Raw genomic sequence first — 22909 nt, 5'->3', positions numbered from 1 at the left:
TTCGCGGGAGGCGGCCGCCCAGGTATAACAGAACGATCGGTCAGTAAATCACCCCCAGAAGGAGACCCCCGATGACAGTTCCAGCCGTGGTGGGTGTCTACGGGGGTGGCCGGATGGGCGCCGGAATCGCCCACGCGTTCGCGGTCGCGGGCAGCGCTGTCACCGTGGTCGAGAACGACGACCGCGCCGCGGCGGCCGCACGAGCCCGCGTCGAGAAGAGTCTGGCGAAGTCGGTGGAACTGGGCATGACCGTCACCGGCACCGTCGAGGTGGTCACCGGCCCGGAGGCGTTGGCCACCGCGAGTCTCGTGATCGAGGCGGTTCCCGAACTGCCAGAGGTGAAGCACGCCGTGCTCGCGACCGTCGCCCGCTGCGCGCCGGACGCGGCGATCGGCACGAACGCCAGCTCGTTGCCCATCGACGCCCTCGCCGGCGCGCTGCCCGACCCGTCCGTCCTCATCGGACTGCACTTCTTCAACCCCGTCCCGGCCAGCGATCTCGTCGAGGTCGTGGTCGGCGCCCGCACCGCTCCCGAGCTCGTGGTGAGGGCTCAGGAATGGGTGGAGGGCCTGGGCAAGCACGCCATCACCGTGCGGGACTCACCGGGATTCGCGAGCAGCCGTCTCGGCGTCGCGATCGCGCTCGAGGCGATACGCATGGTCGAGGAAGGCGTCGCCACCGCGGAGGACATCGACAACGCCATGACGCTGGGTTACCGGCATCCGGTCGGCCCGTTGCGCACCACGGACATCGTCGGCCTGGACGTGCGGCTGGCGATCGCCGAGCATCTCTCCCGCGAGCTGGGCCCCCGGTTCGCCCCGCCACAGGTGTTGCGGGACGAGGTCGCGGCCGGGCACCTCGGCCGCAAGACCGGTGAGGGGTTCTACCGGTGGTGACGACCAGGCGGCGCGGCCGGCCGGGCTACGACCAGGAGTCGCTGCTGAGGGCGGCTGCCGAACTGTTCCACGAGCGCGGCTACGACAGCACGAGCATCCAGGACCTGGCGACCCGCCTCGGTGTCGGGAAGTCCGCCATCTACCACCACGTGCCGAGCAAGGAGTCGCTGCTCGGGCTCGCCGTCGACCGCGCGCTGGACGGCCTGTTCGCCCAGGTCGCGCAGCTCGGCGACGACGGCCGCGCGGTCGACCGCCTGGAGCAGCTCGTCCGCGGCAGCGTCGCCGTGCTGGCCGATGAGCTGCCGTTCGTCACCCTGCTCCTGCGCGTGCGCGGCAACACGGAGACCGAGCGCGCCGCGCTGGTCCGCCGCCGCGAGTTCGACGGCATCGTCACGGACCTCGTCACCCAGGCCGTGGCCGAGGGCGATCTGCGCGCCGACGTCGAACCGGCCACGGTCACCAGGCTGCTCTTCGGCATGGTGAACTCGCTCATCGACTGGTATCGGCCGAGCGGTGGGCTCACTCCCGCCGACCTCGCCGACACCGTGATCGCCGTGGCACTGGACGGCCTGAGAGGGAGAGGCGCCTGATGGCCAGACCCAGCCTCATCGGCCGTGACGACGACCTGACCGCCCTGCACGCGTTCGTGCACCGGGCGCTGACCGGGACGTCCGCGCTGGTGCTGGCCGGTGACCCCGGCGTGGGCAAGACGGCGTTGCTGGACGCGGCGGCCGGCCACGCCGCGAGCCTGGGCATGCGGATCCTGCCGATGTCGGGCGCGGAGTTCGAGGCCGAACTGGCGTTCGCCGGCCTGCACCAGCTGGTCAGCACGCTGCCGGGGGCCGAGGTCGCGTCCCCGCTGGCGGTCGCGCTGGGCATGGCCGAGGGACCGCCACCGGGCAGGTCCGAGGTGGTGGACGCGGTGGCAGCCCTGCTGTCGGCCGCTCAGCCGCTGCTGGTGACCGTGGACGACCTGCACTGGCTCGACCGGCCCAGCGCCATGGTGCTGGACGAGGTCGCGCAGAGACAGCTGGGCCGCGTCGGCCTTCTCTTCGCGATGCGGGGCGAGCAGGCCGGTCACGTCGCCGGCGCGGAGGTGCGCGTGGTTCGCCCGCTGTCCGACGACGCGGCGGGAAGGTTGCTGGAGGCGCGGTATCCGGCGATGACCTCGGCGGTGCGCAGGAGGCTGCTGGACGACGCTCGCGGGAACCCGTTGGCGCTGCTCGAACTGCCCGCCGCGCTGACCTCGGCCTCGCCGCAGGTCGGTGACACGGTGCCGGAGCGGCTGCGTGAGGTGTTCGCGGCACGGGTGAGCGCGTTGCCGGACGCCACTAGGCAGGCGCTTTTGCTGGCAGCGTTGGAAAGTCCCGCACCACTGGAGCTGTTCGAGTCCGCGCGGGACCTCGCCCCCGCCGAGCGCCTGGGCCTGGTCGACCTGACCGGGGACGCCGTGGTGTTCCGGCATCCGCTGACCCGCTCCGCCGTCGTGGCGGTCTCGACGGCCGACGACCGGCGGCACGCGCACACCGTTCTCGCGGAACGGATGCGTGACCGGCCCGACCGGCACGCCTGGCACCTGGCGCAGACCGCGGCCGAACCGGACGAGCAGATCGCGTTGTTGCTGGAGGACGCGGCTCTGCACGCCCGCAAGCGCGGTGACACCGCCGGTGCCGTCTCGGCGCTGATCAGGGCGGCAGAGCTGAGCGGGTCGATCAACGCTCGCGGCCGCCGGCTCGCGGACGCCGCGTACATCGGCGCGCTGGCCGACGGGCAACTGCGGCGGGTCCCCGAACTGCTGGAGGAAGTGCGGACCGGAGACGAACTGCCGTCACTGGAGATCGCCGTCGCTGCCGCCCACTACCTGCTCTTCAGCGGTGAGGGCGACATCGACACCGCGCACCGGCTGCTGGTGGGTGCGTTGGAGATGCAGAAGTTCGACGAGCCGGACGACACCATCACCGACGCGGTGATCACGCTGGGCTGGGTGTGCTACTTCGGTGGCGGGCCGCGGTGGTGGGAGGCGTTCCACCACGTCACGTCGCGGATGGGAGAGCTGCCGCCGCTGGTGGAGCGGCTGCGTGCGTTCTGCGCCGACCCCGCGCGGACAGCACTGTCCACACTGGACGAACTGGACCGCGTGATCGCCGGGTGGGACGACCACGTGCCGCCGGTGGACCTGGTGCGCACCGGACTGACCGGCGTCTTCGTCGACCGGCTCGCCGCCTGCCGGGAACCGTTGCTGCGGCTGCGGGCACGGCCGGGTCTGCCGGCGACCGCGGAGCTGCACACTCTGTCCCTGCTGGCGTTGGAACGGCTGGCGGCCAGCGCGTGGGACGAGGCGGTGGAGTTCGCCGACGAGCACGTGCGACTGGCCGACGCACACGGCTACAGCCTGCTGCGCTGCCTCGGGCTCTACCCGAGGGCGATGGTCGCGGCCGGCCGGGGCGACGACCGCGCCGTCACCGAGCTGACCAACCGCATCATCGGCTGGGCGGCCCCTCGTGGCGCCACCATGCTGTCGACGCTCGCCGCCCAAGCGCTGTCGCTCGCCGCGATCGGACGCGGTGACCACGAGTCGGCCTACCGGCACGCGTCGTCCGTGTCCCCGGCCGGAGAGCTCGCGTCGCACGTGCCCGCGGCGCCGTTGTTCGTGCTCGACCTCGTCGAGTCGGCGTTGCGGCTCGGCCTGCGGGACGAGGCCGTCGCCCATGTGAAGGCGGCGAGGGCGGCGCGGCTGGAGGAGATCTCACCTCGGTACGTGCTGCTGGTCGGCGCGGCGGAGGCCTTGTGCACCTCGGCACCGTTCGAGGACGTGCTCGAACACCCAGGAGTAGAGGCGTGGCCGTTCGAGCACGCGCGTGTTCTGCTGCTGCACGGCGAACAGCTGCGGCGGGCCAGGAAGAACCAGCTCGCACGGGTGCAGCTGGCTCGGGCTCAGAAGATCTTCGCCGGGCTCGGTGCCGGGATCTGGGTCGCCAGGGTGGAACGTGAACTCCGCCCCGCGGACGCGCACCGGCCCGGCGGCGAGCTGACCGCTCAGCAGCTCACCATCGTCAGGATGGCAGCGGAAGGTTTGACCAACAAGGAGATCGCGCAACGGCTCAACCTGTCCGCGCGGACCGTCGCCACCCACCTCTACCAGGTGTTCCCGAAGCTCGGGGTGTCCTCGCGCGCGGGACTGCGGGACGCGCTCGAGCGGTTGGACCGAACATGAACCTGCTCGCCTTCGTCGACGACGCCGCCGAGTCCGGGGGCGTGTTCCTGCTGCACGAGGCCGGGCTCCTGGACGTGGCGGTGTCCCACGCGTCGGCCGCGGGTACCAAGGTCCTGCACCTGACCGGCGCGGACTTCGGCGGACAACTGGGCGACCTTGCCGACGCTCACCGCGCGTTGGCACGGCTCACCGCCGCGGCCGCCGACGGACCACTGCTGGTGGTCGTGGACGACGTCCAGTGGACGACCGCCAAGGTGCTCCAGTTCGTCGCACGACGGGTGACCGGAACGAGGATCGGCCTGCTCGTCGTCACCCGCGAACCCGGCGACGCGCACGATCTCCCAGCGTCCCCGGAACTGCTGGAGATCGCCGAGACGACGTTCGGTGACCCGGCCCGGTCGACACAGGCGGTCCTCGACCGGCTGGACGCCCTGCTCTCCGACCTGGCCCACGAGACGTCCCCGACCCGGATCGTGCGGGCCGGAGCCGCCGCGATGTACGTCGACCGGTTGCCCGTGTGCCGCGAGCCGCTGCACCGCGTGGCGAGGCGAGGTCCGGCCGCGAAGGCCGCCGAGGCGAGGTTGCTGCTGGCCACCGACGCCTTCCAGACCGGCCAATGGGATGAAGCGGGGGACTCCAGCCGGTATCTGCGTGCGCTGGTGGCCGCCGCACGAGGCGAAACGACGGAGAAGGGGCTCGTCCAACACCAGGCGTGGCACGTCGAGGCGCTGGAAGCTCTCGGCAGGCGTGACTTCGAGACCGCTTATCGATGCACCGCCTCGATCACCCCACCCGGCACGTTCACGCCGCACGCCCCGCAGGCGCTGTGGACGATCCTCGACCTCGTCGAGTCCGCGGAGAACTCCGGCAGGCACGCCGAAGCCCGAGCCCACGCACTCGCCGCACGGGAGATCGGCGCGATCTCACCACGTCTGACCTTCGTCGGACGCGTGGCGGAGGCGATGACGTCGGAGCCGGGCCAGTTCACCGAAGCGCTGGCCGCACCCGGCCTGGAGCGGTGGCCGTTCGAACTGGCCCGCGCGGACCTGTACTTCGGTGAACGCCTGCGCCGCGACAGGGACCTCGTTGCCGCCCGCCGCCACCTCGCCGCCGCTCTGGAACGGTTCGAGCGGCTCGGCGCGCAGCCGTGGGTGGCGCGAGCCCGTGGCGAACTACGTGCCACCGGAGCGCGGTCCGACCAGCCACGACCAGCCGTCGTGCTCACGGCACAACAACATCACATCGCCACGCTGGCCGCGGCAGGCCTGACGAACAAGCAGATCGGCGCCCAGCTGTTCCTCTCGCCGAGAACGGTCGGCGCGCACCTGTACCAGTTGTTCCCGAAGCTCGGCGTCACCTCCCGCGCGGCCCTGCGCGACGCGCTGACCGAGCTGGACGCACAGTCATTTGACTGAATCGGGGCCACCCGAGACCGACTTACCGTCGCCACGCATCACCGACCCCGAGGAGGAAAGATGAGTGCGCGCAACGTCGTTCTCGTCCATGGCGGTTTCGTGGACGGCGCGGGCTGGCAGGCGGTCCACGACCTCCTGGTGGCGGACGGCTACCGGGTGAGCGTCGTGCAGAACCCGACCCTGTCGCTGGAGGGGGACGCGGCCGCCACCCGGCTGATCCTCGACCAGCAGGACGGCCCGACCGTGCTGGTCGGCCACTCCTATGGCGGTGCCGTGATCAGCGAGGCGGGCACGCACGGCAACGTCGCGGCCCTCGTGTACATCGCGGCCTTCGCCCCCGACAAGGGCGAGTCGGTCAACACGCTGATCGCCGACCCGCCGCCCGGTGCCCCGGTACCGCCGATCCTGCCCCCGCAGGACGGGTTCCTGTTCCTGGACAAGGAGAAGTTCCACGCCTCGTTCGCCGGTGACCTGCCGGAGGGCCGAGCGAGGTTCCTCGCCGACTCCCAGGTCCCGTGGGGCGTCGGAGCACTGGCGGGCGCGGTCAGCGAGCCGGCGTGGCGGGTCAGCCCCAGCTGGTACCTCGTCGCGACGGACGACAGGATGATCCCGCCGCCCGCACAGCGTCAGATGGCCGAGCGGGCCGGCGCGACGGTGACCGAGGTGGCCGGCAGCCACGCGATCTACGAGTCGCAGCCGGGTGCCGTGGCCGAGCTGGTGAAGCAGGCCGCGGAAACCGTCTGATCGTCACGCTTCCGGCGACCCGGACATCCGCTCGCTGCGCTCGCGTTCCAGAGCGGCGATCTGCGGGCTGGTCAGTCCGGGCTCCGGAAGCGGGGTCGGCGCCGCGCGCGACGGCCTGATGCCGTCCAGCAGGAAACCGATCATCCGCTTGTACAGCAACGGATGCGTGGGACCGCCGAACTCGACCGCTGTCTGCACCGCCATCGACAACAGCAGCAGGTCGCCCGCCACGAGGTCGTCGCGCACCACACCGGCCCTGCGAGCGCGTCCGACGAGCCGCTCGAGGTGCTCGCCCGTCTGGTTGTGGTTGTCCTCGACCAGCTTGGCGAGCCGATGTGGTGTGCGCGGCCGCGACCAGCCGAGCGTCTCGCTGTAGGAGCCGCTCAGCAGTTCCCGGAAGCCCTTGTCCGCGGCCAGCGTCGGCACCGACTGCTCCAGGTGCGCCACGACGCCCTGCCACGGGTCCGGATCGTCGCTCGCCGCCTTCGCCTGCTCCCGCGCCTCGGCGATCTTCGGCTCGTACACGGCGTAGATCAGGTCGTCCTTGGTCTCGAACGTCCGGTACACCGTGGCGACGCCGACCCCGGCCGCCTTCGCGACGTCGGCCAGCGTCGCCGAACAGCCGCGTTCCGCGAAGACCTCGGCCGCGGCGGCGAGGACCCGCGCGAGGTTGGCCTGCGCGTCACGGCGGCGGGGCGTGCTCATCTGACCGATGCTAGCCGCGACCGCGCACGAAGCTGATCACGGCCGCGGCAGATGTGTCTTGAGGAAGTCCGTCATCACGGCGACCACTGGCTCGGTCGCCCAGGGGGATGCCGCGTTCGGGTCACCGGCGAACGCGAGGTCGCCGTGATCGGCACCGCGCACCACGTAACGGGTGCTGTCACCGCCTGCCTTGGTCACATCGTTGTGCAGCAACAACGTCTGGCTGGGGGAGATGAGCTTGTCGCTGTCACCGTGCAGAATCAGCAGCGGAGGGTCGCCCGGTCCGGCGTGCGTGACCGGGTTGGCCGCGACGACCGCCTCCGGGCTGGCCGCGAGGGTCTTCCCGGCGCTTCCGGTGATGTACTGCGCGATCGGGTTGGGCGAGTTCGCGAACCCCTGCTCGGCCTCGGGACCGTAGTCCGCCATGAGCTTCGTGAAGTCCGAGGCACCGAACTTGTCGATGACGGCTTGAACGCGGCTGTCCGCGTCGGTGTCCGTCGCGCCCGCCATCGAGGCGAGGTAGCCGCCGGCCGACTCGCCCCACAGCGCGACGCGGCCGGGGTCGATGCCGTAGGTGGCAGCGTTGGCGCGCAAGTAGCGCACTGCCGCACGGATGTCGGCGATCCCGTCGGTGTAGACCGCGCCGTCGGGCTGCACGCGGTACTCGATGCTGGCCACCACGTACCCGGCCTCGGCGACGAACGTGCGCAGGTTCAGCGTCTGCTTCCGGTCGGCCGAGGAGAAACCGCCACCGGGAACGTAGATCACGAGAGGCTTCGCGCCGTCCCCCGCAGGCACCTGAACGTCGACGTGCAGTGGCTTGGCGGTCCCGGCCGCGGTGTACACGACGTCGTTGGTGGCGGTGAGCTTGGTCCGTCCACATTGGATCTGCTTGGCGCCGGCCGGGTCGATCACCTCGCTCGTGCTGGTGTCGACGGGCACCTTGAGCTCGGCCGCCTGTGGAGGCCGCTGGCCCTGGCCTGCCTGCACCACGCTCGACGGGCAGGTCGTCAGCGCGGTGGCGCTCGACGGCGCCGGCTCGGCGGACGAACACGCGCTCACCGCCAGTGCCAGCGCGCACATCGCTACAGCTGTCTTCACAACGCTACTCTTACTCGACGGGCAGACTGAGAGCTGATCCCGCGCAGTCGACCGTGTAGTGGCTCGGCTCGGGATTGCGGGCGAAACGCGGGTAGGCCCCGCCGGAGATCTGCAGGCGAACGCGGTGACCGGCACGGAACCGGTGCGCGCACGAGCCGAGGGGCAGTTCGACGTGCCCGCCGGTGGGGTCGAAGCGAATGAACGCCTCGGTCACGTTCCAGGACCGGCCGCGGGCATCGACCTCGCAGAGCCGGACGAAGAGATCCGGCGCCGCACCGGTGACCTTGAGCTGAAGGGTGACCCGAGGTGCACCGACGACGTCGAGCGGCTGGCCGAGCGCGGTAGAGGTGAAGGTGATGACGTCCGCACGGCGTTCGATCGAGCGGTTGTCCTGCCGACCCGCCTTCGCCGACATGTGCCGCCCGCCGAGCGAGGGCGTCGGGTCGGACGGGTCGTAGCCGAACTCGACGGTGCCGGAGCCGGGTTCCGTGCTGAGCAGCCTGCTCGCGTCGAGCGTCAGGGTGAGCTCGGTCGTCGACGGCGGCCAGGTCGGCAGCGTGCGCCATTGCTCCGCACCGGTCAGGTAGACCCGCACCGCCGCCTCGCGTGCACGTTCGAGTCCGCCGACGTGTTCGTCGAACCACGCCAACGCCTCGGTGTCGGCCACTCTGGCGGCCTTGACCGTGGTGTCCAGGTGGGTCCACGGGCCGATCGTCATCGCGACGTCGGCCTGACGGCTTTCGAGGCTGCGGAACTGCTCGAGCGTCTGGTCGACGAAGACGTCGTGCCAGCCCCCGATCAGCAGCGTGGGCACGGTCGTGGTGCCCAGCACGGACGTGGCGTCGTACTGCTGCCAGAACGGGTCGGCGAGGTCCGGGTGGGCGAGCCACTCGTCGAACCACGTGGGCTCGTCGCCGAGCGCGGCGGCGGCGGCGAGTTCGGGCGTCGGCTCGTGCAGGGCGGCCGTCACCCGGCGACCGGCCGTGACCATCGCACTCATCCCGCCGCTGTTCAGCGCCTTGACGTTGGCGCTCCAGCCGAGGAAGTCGGCGAGGGCGAGCGAACCCGTGCCGCGGATGGCGCGGGAGAAGTCGTGCGGCCCGACGAGGACCACCGCGGCGCGCAGTTCGGGCGGGGGATCCCGCATCAGCGCCCACTGCGTCCAGCCGAGGTAGGAACCGCCGAGCGTGGCCAGCCGCCCGCTGAACCACGACTGCTCACGCAGCCACGCGACGGTGTCGTGTGAGTCCGAGGTCTCCTGCGCGATCGGGCGGAACGTCCCGGTGGAGCCTCCGGTTCCGCGCACGCTCTGGATCACGACCTGGTAGCCGTGGTCGGCGAAAGCCCGTCCGTGGAACAGGCTCTCCGGCAAGCCACGGCCGTAGGGCGAGCGGATGAGAACCGTGCCGCGAGCATCGCCGTCAGGCAGGTAGAGATCGGTGACCAGCTGCGCGCCGTCGCCGGTGGGAACGCGGATCCCGCGCTCCACCGTGTACGGCACGGCACCTGGCGGCAGGCCGGTCGCCCTGCGGTGGACGGCGCTGACGACACGCGTGAAGAGGCCTGGAGACTTCGTCATGACCCGCTCCTCACCGGGGCTGGTTCGCTGATGGAGGCCGAACGCCGGGGGTACAGGACGGCGGCGATCACCGCGGCGAGCGCGAGTGCGGCGGCCGCACCCCAGAACGCCGCGTGGTAGCCGGCCATCTCGCCGCCCGACCGCGAGGCCGACAGCGACAGGCTGGTGAGCACGGCGATGCCGATGGAGCCGCCGATCTGCTGGGTGGTGCTGACCGTCGCGGACGCGATCCCTGCCTGTGCCGGTGGAACCCCGTCCGCGCCCGAGCTCATGGCCGAGCCGAACACCGCGCCGAGGCCGAGCCCGGCCATGATCAGTCCAGGAAGGACGGTGGTGGCGTAGTCGCCGCCGATCCCGGTCAGGTAGAGGAACCCGGCCGCGGCGAGCGCCGACCCGGCGGCGACGGGGATCCGGATGCCGAACCGCGGCACCAAAGCCGCACCGGAGGCCGCGGACCCGATGGCGACCGAGACCGCCATCGGCAGGAACGCGACACCGGCGAGCACGGGGGAGAACCCCAGTGTCCGCTGCAGGTAGTAGGCCAGGAACAGGTAGACGGAGAACATCCCGACGGCGGCGAGCAACATGACCAAATAGGACGTTCCACGGACACGTGACCGCAGGATCGTGAGCGGTAGCAACGGTGTGCGGGTTCGGGCCTGGACGAACACGAACGCCACCAGCAGCGTGACGCCCGCCGCAAGAGAACCGATCGTCGTCGCGTTGGACCAGCCGAGTACCTCGGAGCGGCCGAACCCGAGCACGAGTGCGAACAGACCGGTGACCACCAGAACCGTGCCCAGCCAGTCGGTTCGCTCAGAGACCGCGCGCGTTGTGGTGGCAGGCAGGCACACCAGCGCGCCCACGATCACGACGACCGCGATCACGACGTTGACGAACAGGCACCACCGCCAGGACACCAGGTCGGTGAGGACGCCGCCGAGCAGCAGTCCGATCGCACCGCCGCCACCCGCGACCGCACCGTAGACGCCGAAGGCGCGGCCCTGGTGCTTCGTGCCTCGGAACGTCGTCGACAGCAACGACAACGCGGCCGGCGCCAGCAGCGCACCGAACACGCCCTGTGCCGCGCGTGCCGCGACCAGGGTCGTCAGACCGTCCGCCCACCCGCCGACCGCCGAGGCGATGGCGAACCCGGCGAGGCCGATGACGAACCCGGTCCGCGCCCCGAGACGGTCGTTGAGCCGCCCTCCGACGAGCAGCAGGCTGCCGAACGCGAGAGAGTAGGAGATCACCACCCACTGCCGGTCTTCGTCGCCGAACCCCAGGTCCGCCTGCGCGGCGGGCAGCGCGATGTTCACGATGGTCGCGTCCAGCACCACCATGAGCTGCGCGAGCGCGACGACAGTCAGCACCCACCAGTGCTGCCGATCCGGTGTCATCTCCACCTCCTTCGTAGCGGAATAGCTATTCCGGATCGTAGCACCGTGCCGCGGCCGCCGCCGGACGACCTCGTCACACCCCCGTCTCCACATGGAGAGGATTGTGCGGAGAATTGGCCAGGACCAGCGTCTGGAAAAGGGACTCCACATTCGCTCTTGTCGGCAATGGTGGCGATTTGCCTGGTCGCCGCAGCAGTGCCCGCGGCGGCCGCCGGGCATTCGCCGGCTTCCATCGAAGTCGAGTCGAATGTCCGGCCGGATTTCGTCAGCGGCGGTGACGTTCTGGTCAGGGTCAGCGGAGCGGCGGTGGTCCGGGTGAACGGCCGGGACGTGACGGCGAGCTTGCCGCCTTTATACCTATGGGGGGGTATGGGTGTGCAAGGATTTCGACGATACGGGGTGGGGGTATGTGATGCGAGGTGGCGCTCAGTGTTCGGCCGGATGCGGCCAGCTCCGGCAAGGAGAACGCCGGACGGACCGCTGTGCGCTGTCCGTCCGGCGTTTACTGCGTCAGCTCTACTTGAGGAGGGTCTGCATCTCGGTGATCTCCGCCTGCTGGGCGGCGATGATGTCCTGCGCGAGCTTCTTGGCGTCGGCGCTGGAACCCTTCTCCTGCTCCGTCTTGGCCATCTCAACGGCACCCTGGTGGTGCTTGATCATCAGGTCCAGCCACATGCGGTCGAACTCCGCACCGGTGGCGCCGTTGAGCTTTGCCATCTCCCCGGCCGTCATCATGCCCGGCATGGAGCCGTGGCCAGAGCCGTGATCCATGCCCGGCATCGACGTCGAGGCGGGGGCGGCGCCCCACTTCGTCAGCCACTCGTTCATCTTCTTGATCTCGGGGTCCTGTGCCGCGGCAATGCGTTTGCCGAGGTCGGTGACCTTCGGGTTCGTACTCTTGCTCGGGACCATCGCCGCCATGTCCAGCGCCTGCTGGTGGTGCCCGATCATGTCCTGCGCGAACTTGACGTCCTGCTCGTTGTGGCCGTCCTGCTGGCCCTTGGCGGACGGGGAGGCGGCGGTCGAGCTGTGCTGCACGCCCGCCATGTCGTCACCGCTCCCGCATCCCGCGAGGAGTGCTACCGCCGCCAGGCCGGCGACACCGAAACCGATCAGGGACTTCCTCATCATGGGCAACCTTCTGTGCTGGGAATGTGACCGTCCGGAAGCCGGTGTCGGTCACAACCTCAGCACGCACAAGGAGTTCAGCAACTCGCGGCCGCCGAGCGGGGGGAGGCCTGGCGGGTGCGCGTGGCCATGTGGAAGTGGAAGCCGCAGGGTCGTCCGACGGGCGGGTCGGGCGCAGTAGCAACCAGCCGAGCAGAAGCAGTGATGCCACAGCGCACAGGATCGCCATGCACATGTGCGACATGTCGTGTACAGGTGCGGGCTCCGGTTCATCCGGCGCGTGATGGCCACCGTGGGTGCTGCCTGTGGCGGCGATGCCAGTGTGTCCGCCTGGAACGTCCGCGTCCGCGTTGACGTGGTGCATGCCGACGACACCGAGAACGAGCAGGCAAAGCAGGGCCCACTGGGTCACTGTTCGCTGCGCACGCCCGGTCACGCAACTACCGTACCTAGTAGGTCCCATCACCGACGCTTACGGGTGACGGTCGCGACCGGTTCACCTCGACTGCTCAAATCGGGGTTGACACCCCTAGGGGGTATGAGCGTAACTTGCTTCTCAACATACCCCTAGGGGGTACAACAACTCGAAGGGGAAAGTCATGGAGCGCGGCAGTGCACAGCAGAGTCTGACCAAACTGGCCATATCGGCGACGCTGCACTGCCTCACCGGCTGTGCCATCGGTGAGGTGCTGGGCATGGTGATCGGTACCGCGCTGGGCTGGTCCAACCTGTCGACCATCGTGCTCGCGGTAGCGCTGGCCTTCGTGTTCGGCTACGCGCTCACCATCCGCCCGGTGCTGAAGTCGGGTCTGCCGCTGCGCGCCGCCATCGGTGTCGCCTTCGCGGCCGACACGGTGTCGATCGCCGTCATGGAGATCGTCGACAACGCGGTGATGCTGCTCGTGCCCGGCGCGATGGAAGCGGGCCTGGCGAACTGGCTGTTCTGGGTCAGCCTCGCCTTCGCGCTGGCCGTGGCGTTCGTGGTGACGGTCCCGGTCAACCGCTGGCTGATCTCGCGCGGTAAAGGGCACGCCGTGGTGCACCAGTACCACGGCGGCGGCCACGAAGGTCATCACCAGCACTGAGTGAACTGTGGCCGCGAGGACTTCGCGGCCACAGCCCGTTTGCCGGGGTGTTCGCATCGCGCCGGCGAGCACACGAGTCGCTCGCGGGAGTCGTGATCGCCTCCGGTCATCACTTCGTTGTGACCGGGCAAGGGAGCGGTCTCGGTGAGCCGGATCTGCGGCTGCCGTAGTTAGTCGGGCTAACGAGCGGTGCGGTGCCGATCGGCTTACCTTCGATGCCCGTGACTCGTGCGAGCCGTGGACTCCGACATGAGGTGATGACCATGCTCGACTTGTCTTCACTGTCAGACCTGCCCGTGACAACGGGAACGGCGCCGTGGCCGGGCCACGAGTACGCCAAGGGATGGGGCGTGTTCGGCCTGCCGTTCGATTCCGGCCACGTACTCGCCCTGAGGGTGTTCCCCCAGAGCGACTTCGGCCCGTACCGCACTGTCTGGCACCGCGATCCCGACGGCAACTGGACCATCTACGTCGACGGCCCCCGAATCGACACCGCATGCCCTCGCTACTACGGCGCTGCCTGCACCCACACGGGGCGCGCCCACATCGACGTCACCTGGACCGGCAAGACCTCTGCCCGCATCACCATGGACTCGCCGGCACTGGACTGGACACTCACCGCCCACTCGACCCGGCTCCTCGACGTGATCAACGTCCTCAGCTCGGCGATGCCGCTCGCCACCTGGCGCCCGCGACCTCTGGTCCGCGCCCGCGAGCTCATGGCCCAGGCACTGGGCATGGGACATCTCAAGATGGCCGGAGTCATGCCCAGCGGCCACAACGGGAAGCTCATGCCCGAGCGGATGTACTTCGTCGACGACTCGCACGCGACGTTCGCCGGAACCGACCTGGGGACTCCAGTCCGCTTGAAGGACAACCCGATGATCGGCGGCGTTCCCCTGCCTGCCCGCGGTGTCCTCGCCGTCGGACAGGCGACCTGGGAGATCCTCGACTCTGAGGAGCACGACCGCACCCTGCGGGAGGTCAGCGGTCCCACGTCACCGGAAGTGCGGTAAGCCCACCGGTCAGCACGTCTTTCCGCACCGTCAGGCTCTCCGCGGGAACGGCCAGGCGCATGGTCGAGAAGCGCGGGATCAGTTGGGAGAACACGGCTTGTAGTTCCATGCGAGCCAAGGGAGCGCCGATGCAGTAGCGGAGGCCGTGGCCGAAGGTGAGATGGGCGGCGGCCTGGCGGGTGATGTCGACGCGGTCCGGCTCGGCGAAGACGGTCGCGTCGTGGTTGGCGGCGCCGATGTCGAGCAGGACGAGGTCGCCGGCGCGGATGCTGACGCCGTCGATCTCCATGTCGGTGCGGGCATAGCGAGGGATTCCGCCGCCGCCCTTGCCGGGCGCGCGAAGGATTTCTTCGACGGCGTTCGGGATGAGGCCGGGGTCGTCGCGCAGGGCGTTCCACTGATCAGGGTTGGCCAGCAGGAGCAGTGCGCCCATGCCGATCTGAACCACGGTCGTCTCGTGGCCGGCGAACAGCAGTGCCATGGAAAGCATGGCGGCCTCCTCTGTGGAGACACCGTCGGTCGCGCACAAGCGTGAGATCACGTCGTCGCTCGGCTCTTGCCGCTTGGTCTCGACCAGGCGAATGCCGTAGCCGAACAGGTCTCCGAGACCTTGTTCGGAGACGCTTCGGTCGTTGATGTTCGCGGCGGCCTCGGTCCACGCGCGGAACTGGTCGCGGTCGTCGTACGGCACGCCGAGCAGCTCGCAGATCACGAGGATCGGCAGCGGGACCGCGACCGCGGCGTGCAGGTCGGCTGGAGTCTCTGAGGTGGCCAGTTGATCGAGCAGTTGTGCGGTCAGTACGTCGACGCGGGGACGCAGTGCGCGCATGTGTTTGGGGGAGAAGTGCGGTTGCAGCAGCGCGCGCATGCGGGTGTGGTCGGCCCGCTCGGTGACGAAGTCTCCCAGCGGGCCGCCGAAGAGAGCGGATTCGCCGGTGCGTGCCGCGTTCTGCGGGTCAGGGTGCGATCTGCCGAGCCGGTCGTCTCCGAGTAGCTCGCGCACGTGGGCGTAGTCGGTGACCAGCCACGCGCCGTGGCCCACCGCGGTGCGGATTCGGTGGACCGCGCCCTGTGACTGAAGTACACGCAGTTGCGGAGGGACCTGCAGCGGCTGGGGCTGCTCGAACGGCAGTTGAGCAGGAGAAACCATGACGTGTGCCCCCTTGTTCGGGCGCGCTTGTATAAGTTGACTTAAACAAAGCTACTTGTTTAGTCTGACCTAAACAAGTGGAGGCGACAGTGGTGGCGGGTCCTCAGAACGTGCGGCGCATGCCTCGTGCTCAACGACGAGAGCAGATCTTGGACGCCGCGACCCGCGCGTTCGCCCGTGCTGGATACGTGGCGACCGGACTCGACGGCGTGGCAGCCGAAGCCGGGGTCACCTCTGTGTTGTTGTACCGGCACTTCGACTCGAAGGCTGACCTGTACAGAGCTGTGCTCGACAGGGCGTGTGCCCGGCTTGAGGCGACGGTCGGCTCCAGTGACTTCGACGAGAACAGCATCTCCGCGCTGCTGCGCGCTGCCGCCGAAGATCCGGACGGGTTCCGGTTGCTGTTCAGGCATGCCGCGCGAGAGCCGGACTTCCGCGACGTGGTCGACGGAATCCGCGCGATGTCGGCGGAGGTCACCCGGCGCGAGCTGGCCGCGGTGATTCCGGAAGGTCCATGGCTGGACTGGGCGGTGCAGTACGTGCCGACAGTCACCCTCGAGGCCGTGATCGCCTGGCTCGACGCCGGGCAACCTGACCCGGGTGAGGCCGCTGATCGCATCGCCTTGGTGGTGCACAGCGCCATCCGGGCGGCAAATAGTCTTGACTGACCCAGTCGGTCATTTATGCTGTGCGGGTGCCACGCACTCGTTCAGCGGACATGTTTCCGAAGCTCGTCTCGGCCGCGGCCGAGACGTTCATCGCGCAGGGCTTTCAACGGACCCAGATGCAGGATGTCGCCGACGCGCTGGGGGTGGCGAAGGGCACCGTCTACGGCTATGTCGAGAACAAGGACGCGCTGCTCGGGGCCGCGTTGCGGTTCGCCGACGGTGTGGAGCCGCTGCCCGAGGTGGCCGATCTGCCGGTCCGCGCGCCGGCGGAAGGCGAGCTGGCCGCGATGGTTGCCGAGCGGCTGCGGGGCGAGGTCGAGCAGCTGCGGCTGGTCGAGGCGTTGTCGAAACGACGCCGTGGCCCGCTCGCCGTGGAGCTGAGCGAGATCATCACGAACCTGTACGACACGCTGTCCCGGCACCGGGTCAGCATCAAGCTGGTCGACCGCTGTGCCCCCGAGTTGCCGGAACTGGCCGACGTCTGGTTCGGCCAGGGCCGCTCGGGTCTCGTTGTCGTGCTGACCGAGTATCTCCAGCGGCGCAAGGCGTTGCGGCTGCCCGGACCGGCGCCGCTGGTCGCCCGCACGATTCTGGAGACCTGCGTGTTGTGGGCGGTGCACCTGCACTGGGATCCCGCCCGGCACGAGCCTCAGGACACCGCTGCCGTTCCATCCACGCTGGCAGGCCTGCTCACGCGTGGACTGCTGCCGGAAGGGTCATCGACATGAGCAAGAAGTTGGACAACGAGGGTCTCCGTGAGGTGTGGGATCGCTACGCGCCGCGCTACGACCGCGACATCGGTTTCTTCGAACGCATCCAGTTCAGCGGCGGCCGCGAGTGGGTGTGCCCGCAGGCGACCGGTGACGTGCTGGAGGTGGCGATCGGTACCGGCCTCAACCTCCCGCATTACCCGGCGGACGTCAGACTGACCGGCCTGGACCTCAGTCCGGCCATGCTCGGCATCGCCCGCACCCGCGCGGCCGAGCTCGGACGTGAAGTCGAGTTGCATGAGGGAGACGCGCAGGCGTTGCCGTTCCCGGACGAGTCGTTCGACACCGCGGTCTGCACGCTCGGCCTGTGCGGTGTGCCCGACGAGCGCGCGGCGATCGCCGAGATGCACCGCGTGCTGCGGCCTGGCGGGAAGCTGCTGTTGCTCGACCACGTCGGTAGCCACCATCGCCTTGTCCATTTCGTACAGTCGCTGCTGGAGAGGCTGAGCGTGCGGATGTGCGGCGACTACCAGACCCGGCGGCCGTTGCCGTTGGTGGAGCAGGCCGGGTTCGTGGTGCAGCGGCAGGAGCGGCTCAAGCTCGGCATGGTCGAACGGGTGGCCGCGGTCAAGGCCTGAGCCGCTGTTCCAGCAGTGCCTGCTCGGAGGGGTTGGCGGTCAGCGTCGACGCGGAGGACGTGATGTTGATCGAACAGGACGCCGACGGCCGCATGTGACGGAGGCGCTTGCCCGAGCCCGCTCAGCTCACCAGGCGAAGCTTGCTGTGGTCGCGTAGTCGTTCCAGTGCGCTGCGACAACCGCTCACCGGCTCGTCGACGCCGAGGCGTTCGGCGGCGTAGGCGCGTACCAAATCGTGGAACCGGTAGCGGCCGCGTCCTGCGCACTCCAGCAAATGCGCGGAGAGGAGTGTGTCGAGCAGGCGTCGCACAGGTCGCACGGCGCGGTTGGCGAGCGCCGAGGCCGCGCGCACATCGAAGATGTCGCCGGGGTGGAGGGTCAGCAGCCGGAGCAGCCTGCGGGACTCCGGAGGCAACGCTCGATCGGACAACGCGAACGTGTTCCGAAGTCCGCCTTCGAGTGAGAGTGCGGCCATTGACTCCACGTAGTCGTTGAGCGTCCAGCCGGGGTGCTCGCGCATGTGGCGGCCGATGATGGACAACGCCAGCGGATGCCCTGTCGAAGCGTGTGCGACACGAGTCGCCGGACCTGGGTCGAAGCGGCGCGGTGCCGCGATCTGCCGCAACACCTGCAGCGCTTCCGGGGAGGTGAGCGCAGGCAGGGTGACGGAGTGAAGTCCTTGCGGCGTGCGGCGGCCGGTGATCACCGCGTGATGCCCGTGTGGCGGTAGTAGTGGTTCGACCTGAGCCGCATCCGCCGCGTTGTCGAGCACGACGAGTGCGCGCGTTCCAGCGAGCTCGCGGTGATACGCCCTGATTCGCGCGTCGACATCCGGCGGGATCAGATCGCCGGGTACACCCAGCATTCGGAGAAAAGACTCGAGCACCGCCGCCGCGGTCACTGGCGGGCGGGTTTGGTCAAAGCCGCGCAGGTTCACGAACAGCACCGGGCCGTTGACGAGCCCGCGCCGGATCCACCTGTGTCCCAAGTGGACGGCCAGCGCCGTCTTGCCGATGCCGGGCATCCCGTCCAGGGCAACGACGCCGCCGGAACTGAACCGGTCGACCAGCTCTGTGCGGCCGGCGAACTCGGGCAGGTCCGAGGGAAGCTCACACTGAACGCGTGCGCAGGCGGTCGCATCGGTTTCGCCGAGCACGCGGCGCAGCGCCTGCCGCCACTGGCCGACCAGTGCCACATCGCCATCGACGAGCACGTCCACGACGGCCAGTATCAGGTCGAAGTTCGGGCGGCGCCTACCGGTCTGGAAGCAGTTGCCCACGGTCGACCGCGCGGGCCATTCGCTGCGCGGCCTGCCGGCTTTCTGCCACGACGCGTGGATGCGCCGGGTGATGTCCGTGATCGACGGACTGCCCGCGTCGACCTTCAACGCGCGTAATGCCGCGACGTAGTCGTCCAGCGTGCGCGGTCTTCCTGGAGTGAACACCGAACGCCCCCCTCAGCGAACTTGGAACACTCGTTTCAAGATAGCCGGGTTGTCAAGGCTTTCCCACTCGGCGGCACATTCCGTCCAGGATCGTCCACGTCCGAACCGTTTCAGTCGCCCAACCGAGAAGCTGCCGTCATGGCAGAGATCAACGTCACGCTCCAGCACGCTGGAGACACGGTCACGACCGGGCAGGCCCGGTCGCACTCGGTCGTCGTGGACCGGCCGGAATCCAAGGGTGGCAACGACAAGGGCCCCATGGGTGGTGAGCTGCTGTTGCTCGCCCTCGGCGGCTGCTTCCTCAGCACGTTTCTCGGCATGGTGAAGGACGACGGTCATCCGCTGGACCGGGAACTGGTGAGCCTCGACGTCACCGGAGTGCTCACGCCGGCGCCGACCAGGTTCACCTCGATCACCGTCGAGGTGACGGCGCCCGCCGAGCTGGAAGCGGAGTTCGCGAAGCCGTTCCTGAAGGCCGAACGCGGCTGCATCGTGCACAACTCGATCAAGGACGCGATCTCCGTCGCGTTCGAGTACCGGTGGACAACAGGGGGATGAGAGTGTCAACGGGGGAGATCAAGAAGGTCGTCATCGTCGGGGCGGGGTTCTCCGGGACGTTGACGGCGACCAGGTTGCTGCAGTTCGCGGACTCGCCGCTGGAAATCACGATCATCGAGCGCAACGAGGGCGTTCGCGGCGGCGGGATCGCGTTCGGCGAGGCGTCGACGACCTGGGACCACATGCTCAACATCCAGGCGGGCCGGATCACGCTCTACCGGGAGCGGGCCGAGGACTTCCTGGAATGGGCCAACCACGAGGCCGACCGGGCGACGTGGCCGACGAAGTGGAAGTACCACGCTTTCGGCCTCAGCTGCGTCGTCCCACGGCGGATCTTCGGCCAGTACCTGACCGAACGTCTCCACGCCACCGCGGCGGAGGCCCGGGAGCAGTCGACTCTGGTCGAGCGCACCGGCGCCGTCGTGGATGTGCGGCCGGACGGCGAGGGGCACCTCGTGCAGTTCGTGTCCGGCGACGAGGGACACGTCGAGACCCTGCACTCCGACTACGTCGTGTTCGCCACGGGCCACCTGGATCCGGTGCGCAAGCCGTTCTACGACGGCGTGGCCAAGTCGGATCGGTTCCTGTTCAACCCGTACGCCAACAGCTCGCGGGCGGTGTTCGGCTCGATCGCGCCGGACGAGACGGTCCTGCTCGTCGGCTCGGGCCTGACGTCGTTCGACGCGGTTGTTTCGCTGGTGAACGCGGGTCACTCCGGCGAGATCCTGATCTGCTCGCGCGCCGGTTACCTGCACGGCACCTACCCCGCCGACCATCAGCACGACATCTGGCAGGCGCGGCGGCCACCGTTCCTGGACGCCGACACGCTGACCGCGGACGCCGTGGTCGAAGGCGTCCGGTCCGAGTACCTGCACCTCAAGGCGGTGCTGCACGACGTCCATCCGGACGTGGTCGCGGAACGGATCATGAAGGCGTGGGAGCCGTACGTCATCGAGCTGGCCCAGCGGCTGGATCCGGCGGACGTGCGCATGTTGCTGGACAGGTACAAGAGCCTCATCGTCGCCAGCCGCACCAGCACCGTGCCCGACATCGGCAATGTGGTCCGCAGCCGGATGCGCGGCTACCCCGGCGCGCCTCGCACGATCTCCCAGTTGCCTGCGGAGATCACCGGCATGACAGTGCACGGTGACAAGATTCGCGTGTCGTTCAGCGATCGGCCCGATCTCGACGTCGACCGGGTCGTCAACTGCCTCGGCAACACCACGGACTACAGCACGGTCGTGCACCCGTTGTGGCGTGGACTGGTCCAGGATCGCCGGCAGGCCCGTGCGCACGGCACGACCGGCCGCGGTGTCGAGGTTCGCCAGCACGGCCAGCTGGTCGCGCAGGACGGCAAGGTCAGCGCCACCCTCTACGGCGTCGGCCCCATGCGCCAGGGCGACGAGACGTGTCGCCGTGGCCGGCTCGGCGCCTTCGTGTTCAGCATCGGCACGCTGCGCAACCAGTGCTTCGACACGGCCATGGAAATGCTGCGGCACATGCGTTTCCCTGAAGTGTCCGCAATTCCTGAGGACGTGTCGCACTGCCTGATCCGCAGCTCCGGCTGGCTCGTCGAGCACCTGGGCGTGCCGCAGCTCAAGGACCGGGTGCTGGCCCACGCACAGGAGTCAGTGCTGCCCGCGACCCTGGCGTATCTGCAGGCGCAGGATCGGGACCAGCGTGCCAAGCTGCGCAAGGCGATCGCCAACGACCTGTCCGAGTTCGGCGAGACACTCGACGTGGAAACCGTTGTCGCGCAACGGCTCACCGCACTGCTCGCGCTGTTGGTCGAGAAGCATGTCGTGCAGTCGATGTGCGATATCACCAGGCTGTCGGAGTGGCAGTCGCCGCAGTACACCGACCAGGTCCGCACGACCGCGGTGGAGCTGAAGTGACGATCTTCGACCGGCTGTTCATGGTGCGGCACGGCGAGTCGACCTGCAACGTCGTGCACCGCATCGCGGGGAACCTGGACGCGCCCCTCACCCACCTCGGGCGCGTCCAGGCGGAGAAGGTCGCGAGCAAGCACAAGGGGCAACAGTTCGACCGGGTCTTCGTGTCACCGCTTTCGCGGGCGCACGACACGGCTCGAACGATTCTCGGCGACCGGCCGGACATGATCGTCGACCCGCGTCTGGTGGAACGCGACTTCGGCGACTACACGTTGCAGAGCAAGTCGTTGCTGCAAAAGGAACACGGCGTCGCCGAGTACGAGAAGGCGATGAACGGCGACAGCGACACCATGTCCGGCGGCGAGACCTTCGAGCAGTTCCGGTCGCGGGTGCACGACTTCTTCGTGCAGGAGCTGGTGCCCGCGCTGGAACGTGGCGAGGTCGTGTGCGTGGTGTCGCACAAGTATGTCGTCGAGCTGATCTGCCGGTTCATCCTCGATCGGCCCGCGAGTGAGTCGTACGACCTGCGGTTGCCGAACTCGGAGATGCTGCGCGGTGACCGGATCGCGAGCTACGTCGGCCGGGAGAACAAGCGGCGCAACATGTTCTACGACCGGATCGTCGTGCACCACCCGGTCGTGTTCTGCCTCGGCATGATCGCAGGTCTGCTCGGCAACCTCGCCGGAGTCAGGATTCCGGCGTCACCGTACGTGTTGCTCGGGCTGCTGGTGGCCGCGAGCGTGATCACGATGTGCCGCATCGAGATCGAGAGTGCGGGCCGGTACGTCACCGACCGCGGGATCATCAGGGCGGTCCTGCTGCGGTACGTGGCGCTGCCGGTCGCGCTGGCCCTGATGCTGCACTGGTTCCCGCTTGGCGGCGTCGGGTACGTGGCCGTGCTGGTCGCGGCACCGAGCTCGGTGGTCGCGATGACCGTGAGCCGGTGCCTGGGCGGCATGATCGTGCCCGCGTTCGCTCACGTGATGCTGTCCTCGCTGGCGGCGGCCGTGTCGTTCTCCGCGGTGCTGTCGGTGGTGCTGGACCGCAACATCGTGCTCGCGGTCGTGCTCAGCGTGCTGGCGTCGACCGGAACCGTCCTCGTGTCGTACGCGGTGGTGAAGCAGCTGCGGAAGCGGAGCCCGATCCGCACGGCCAAGTTCGGTGAGCGCAATGCTTACCTGGCCGTGCTGCTGCTCACCGCGTTCATCGTGCTCGTGTCGCTGTCCGTGGATCTCTCCACGTTCTCGACGTACGGGCTCGCGGCGGTGGGAGTTGCCGTCGTGCTGCGCCTTGTCTCGCTGGCACTCACCAGACGGAACGGTCTGCAGGGCGTGGACGACTACGTGGCGATGACATATCCGAACGTCTTCGTCGTGGTGATCATCGCGATGCTGACCGGGCACGCCACGCTCGCCACGCTGGCGATCTGGTCACTGCTGCCCACGTTCGCTTTGTCCTTCGTCGACAGCTGGTACGCGCGTCGCGTCGTGGTGGACGCCGCCGATGAGCGCTGGCTGACCGAACTGCGGATCCCGCGGCCGCGGGTGACCACCTAGGGGGAGGGGG

Annotated in this window: 20 protein-coding genes; 13 read left to right on the top strand and 7 right to left on the bottom strand. The window is 69.1% G+C overall.

The window, feature by feature from the left end:
* Positions 1-71 precede the first annotated feature (71 nt).
* Genes SK803_RS20605 through SK803_RS20585 form a run of 5 tightly spaced genes read left to right on the top strand, consistent with a single transcriptional unit; the run spans position 72 to position 6269 of the window.
* Positions 72-896: a 3-hydroxyacyl-CoA dehydrogenase family protein gene (locus SK803_RS20605; RefSeq protein WP_319967661.1), complete on the top strand. Its 825-nt coding sequence runs from the start codon at positions 72-74 to the stop codon at positions 894-896.
* Positions 893-1486, top strand: coding sequence for a TetR/AcrR family transcriptional regulator (locus tag SK803_RS20600; protein ID WP_319967768.1), 594 nt, complete (start codon positions 893-895; stop codon positions 1484-1486). Before SK803_RS20605 ends, SK803_RS20600 begins: the two co-directional genes overlap by 4 nt.
* Positions 1486-4110 (top strand): AAA family ATPase, encoded by a 2625-nt coding sequence (locus SK803_RS20595; protein ID WP_319967660.1) that lies wholly within the window; start codon positions 1486-1488, stop codon positions 4108-4110. Before SK803_RS20600 ends, SK803_RS20595 begins: the two co-directional genes overlap by 1 nt.
* The gene (locus SK803_RS20590) at positions 4107-5525 is read left to right on the top strand and encodes a helix-turn-helix transcriptional regulator (RefSeq protein ID WP_319967659.1); all 1419 of its coding nucleotides are present in this window, start codon (positions 4107-4109) and stop codon (positions 5523-5525) included. Before SK803_RS20595 ends, SK803_RS20590 begins: the two co-directional genes overlap by 4 nt.
* A 60-nt stretch (positions 5526-5585) precedes the next feature.
* Positions 5586-6269, top strand: coding sequence for an alpha/beta fold hydrolase (locus SK803_RS20585; protein ID WP_319967658.1), 684 nt, complete (start codon positions 5586-5588; stop codon positions 6267-6269).
* A 3-nt stretch (positions 6270-6272) separates the two neighbouring features.
* Here the strand turns inward: SK803_RS20585 and SK803_RS20580 are convergent, their stop codons facing one another.
* The 5 genes from SK803_RS20580 to SK803_RS20560 form a co-directional block, all read right to left on the bottom strand.
* The gene (locus SK803_RS20580; protein ID WP_319967657.1) at positions 6273-6974 is read right to left on the bottom strand and encodes a TetR/AcrR family transcriptional regulator; all 702 of its coding nucleotides are present in this window, start codon (positions 6972-6974) and stop codon (positions 6273-6275) included.
* A gap of 36 nt (positions 6975-7010) precedes the next feature.
* Positions 7011-8075, bottom strand: coding sequence for an alpha/beta hydrolase (locus tag SK803_RS20575; RefSeq protein ID WP_319967656.1), 1065 nt, complete (start codon positions 8073-8075; stop codon positions 7011-7013).
* A gap of 10 nt (positions 8076-8085) precedes the next feature.
* On the bottom strand, positions 8086-9654 hold the full coding sequence (locus SK803_RS20570; protein ID WP_319967655.1) for a CocE/NonD family hydrolase: 1569 nt from the start codon (positions 9652-9654) through the stop codon (positions 8086-8088).
* Positions 9651-11054 (bottom strand): MFS transporter, encoded by a 1404-nt coding sequence (locus tag SK803_RS20565; RefSeq protein WP_319967654.1) that lies wholly within the window; start codon positions 11052-11054, stop codon positions 9651-9653. The genes SK803_RS20570 and SK803_RS20565 overlap by 4 nt, the downstream gene beginning before the upstream one ends.
* 516 nt (positions 11055-11570) lie before the next feature.
* The gene (locus SK803_RS20560; RefSeq protein WP_319967653.1) at positions 11571-12182 is read right to left on the bottom strand and encodes a DUF305 domain-containing protein; all 612 of its coding nucleotides are present in this window, start codon (positions 12180-12182) and stop codon (positions 11571-11573) included.
* Positions 12183-12781: 599 nt separating this feature from the next.
* Here SK803_RS20560 and SK803_RS20555 point away from each other — a divergent pair.
* Both SK803_RS20555 and SK803_RS20550 read left to right on the top strand, forming a co-directional pair.
* Entirely contained in the window at positions 12782-13267 is a 486-nt protein-coding gene (locus tag SK803_RS20555; protein WP_319967652.1) for a DUF4396 domain-containing protein, read from the top strand.
* A 263-nt stretch (positions 13268-13530) separates the two neighbouring features.
* Positions 13531-14283, top strand: a complete 753-nt coding sequence (locus tag SK803_RS20550; RefSeq protein WP_319967651.1) for a hypothetical protein — start codon at positions 13531-13533, stop codon at positions 14281-14283.
* Here SK803_RS20550 and SK803_RS20545 read toward each other — a convergent pair.
* A complete protein-coding gene (locus SK803_RS20545) occupies positions 14252-15433 on the bottom strand; it encodes a cytochrome P450 (protein ID WP_319967650.1) in 1182 nt (393 codons plus the stop codon). The genes SK803_RS20550 and SK803_RS20545 overlap by 32 nt on opposite strands.
* Positions 15434-15552: 119 nt before the next feature.
* Between SK803_RS20545 and SK803_RS20540 the strand changes: the two genes are divergently transcribed.
* Genes SK803_RS20540 through SK803_RS20530 form a run of 3 tightly spaced genes read left to right on the top strand, consistent with a single transcriptional unit; the run spans position 15553 to position 17449 of the window.
* The gene (locus tag SK803_RS20540; protein WP_319967649.1) at positions 15553-16101 is read left to right on the top strand and encodes a TetR/AcrR family transcriptional regulator; all 549 of its coding nucleotides are present in this window, start codon (positions 15553-15555) and stop codon (positions 16099-16101) included.
* Positions 16102-16127: 26 nt separating this feature from the next.
* Entirely contained in the window at positions 16128-16829 is a 702-nt protein-coding gene (locus SK803_RS20535) for a TetR/AcrR family transcriptional regulator (RefSeq protein WP_319967648.1), read from the top strand.
* The gene (locus tag SK803_RS20530; RefSeq protein WP_319967647.1) at positions 16826-17449 is read left to right on the top strand and encodes a class I SAM-dependent methyltransferase; all 624 of its coding nucleotides are present in this window, start codon (positions 16826-16828) and stop codon (positions 17447-17449) included. Before SK803_RS20535 ends, SK803_RS20530 begins: the two co-directional genes overlap by 4 nt.
* Positions 17450-17570: 121 nt before the next feature.
* Here SK803_RS20530 and SK803_RS20525 read toward each other — a convergent pair whose 3' ends face one another.
* Positions 17571-18893: a hypothetical protein gene (locus tag SK803_RS20525; protein WP_319967646.1), complete on the bottom strand. Its 1323-nt coding sequence runs from the start codon at positions 18891-18893 to the stop codon at positions 17571-17573.
* Between the two features lie 138 nt (positions 18894-19031).
* Here SK803_RS20525 and SK803_RS20520 point away from each other — a divergent pair, with 138 nt between their 5' ends.
* The 3 genes from SK803_RS20520 to SK803_RS20510 are packed head-to-tail and all read left to right on the top strand — an operon-like array spanning position 19032 to position 22899.
* Positions 19032-19451, top strand: coding sequence for an OsmC family protein (locus SK803_RS20520; RefSeq protein WP_319967645.1), 420 nt, complete (start codon positions 19032-19034; stop codon positions 19449-19451).
* The gene (locus tag SK803_RS20515; protein ID WP_319967644.1) at positions 19448-21346 is read left to right on the top strand and encodes an FAD/NAD(P)-binding protein; all 1899 of its coding nucleotides are present in this window, start codon (positions 19448-19450) and stop codon (positions 21344-21346) included. The genes SK803_RS20520 and SK803_RS20515 overlap by 4 nt, the downstream gene beginning before the upstream one ends.
* Positions 21343-22899, top strand: a complete 1557-nt coding sequence (locus SK803_RS20510; RefSeq protein ID WP_319967643.1) for a histidine phosphatase family protein — start codon at positions 21343-21345, stop codon at positions 22897-22899. The genes SK803_RS20515 and SK803_RS20510 overlap by 4 nt, the downstream gene beginning before the upstream one ends.
* Positions 22900-22909 lie beyond the last annotated feature (10 nt).

This window comes from Lentzea miocenica (genome assembly GCF_033949945.1).
GTDB lineage: Bacteria > Actinomycetota > Actinomycetes > Mycobacteriales > Pseudonocardiaceae > Lentzea > Lentzea miocenica.
The sequence above is the reverse complement of the archived record's forward strand: the minus strand, read 5'-3'. Positions and strand labels throughout refer to the sequence as shown.

Bases quoted from the DNA above. Each gene is read 5' to 3' on its own strand.
- SK803_RS20570 (WP_319967655.1), bottom strand. From the start codon at position 9,654: ATGACGAAGTCTCCAGGCCTCTTCACGCGTGTCGTCAGCGCCGTCCAC.
- SK803_RS20555 (WP_319967652.1), top strand. From the start codon at position 12,782: ATGGAGCGCGGCAGTGCACAGCAGAGTCTGACCAAACTGGCCATATCG.
- SK803_RS20520 (WP_319967645.1), top strand. From the start codon at position 19,032: ATGGCAGAGATCAACGTCACGCTCCAGCACGCTGGAGACACGGTCACG.
- SK803_RS20605 (WP_319967661.1), top strand. From the start codon at position 72: ATGACAGTTCCAGCCGTGGTGGGTGTCTACGGGGGTGGCCGGATGGGC.
- SK803_RS20590 (WP_319967659.1), top strand. From the start codon at position 4,107: ATGAACCTGCTCGCCTTCGTCGACGACGCCGCCGAGTCCGGGGGCGTG.
- SK803_RS20550 (WP_319967651.1), top strand. From the start codon at position 13,531: ATGCTCGACTTGTCTTCACTGTCAGACCTGCCCGTGACAACGGGAACG.
- SK803_RS20585 (WP_319967658.1), top strand. From the start codon at position 5,586: ATGAGTGCGCGCAACGTCGTTCTCGTCCATGGCGGTTTCGTGGACGGC.
- SK803_RS20560 (WP_319967653.1), bottom strand. From the start codon at position 12,182: ATGAGGAAGTCCCTGATCGGTTTCGGTGTCGCCGGCCTGGCGGCGGTA.
- SK803_RS20565 (WP_319967654.1), bottom strand. From the start codon at position 11,054: ATGACACCGGATCGGCAGCACTGGTGGGTGCTGACTGTCGTCGCGCTC.
- SK803_RS20595 (WP_319967660.1), top strand. From the start codon at position 1,486: ATGGCCAGACCCAGCCTCATCGGCCGTGACGACGACCTGACCGCCCTG.
- SK803_RS20540 (WP_319967649.1), top strand. From the start codon at position 15,553: ATGCCTCGTGCTCAACGACGAGAGCAGATCTTGGACGCCGCGACCCGC.
- SK803_RS20515 (WP_319967644.1), top strand. From the start codon at position 19,448: ATGAGAGTGTCAACGGGGGAGATCAAGAAGGTCGTCATCGTCGGGGCG.
- SK803_RS20580 (WP_319967657.1), bottom strand. From the start codon at position 6,974: ATGAGCACGCCCCGCCGCCGTGACGCGCAGGCCAACCTCGCGCGGGTC.
- SK803_RS20545 (WP_319967650.1), bottom strand. From the start codon at position 15,433: ATGGTTTCTCCTGCTCAACTGCCGTTCGAGCAGCCCCAGCCGCTGCAG.
- SK803_RS20530 (WP_319967647.1), top strand. From the start codon at position 16,826: ATGAGCAAGAAGTTGGACAACGAGGGTCTCCGTGAGGTGTGGGATCGC.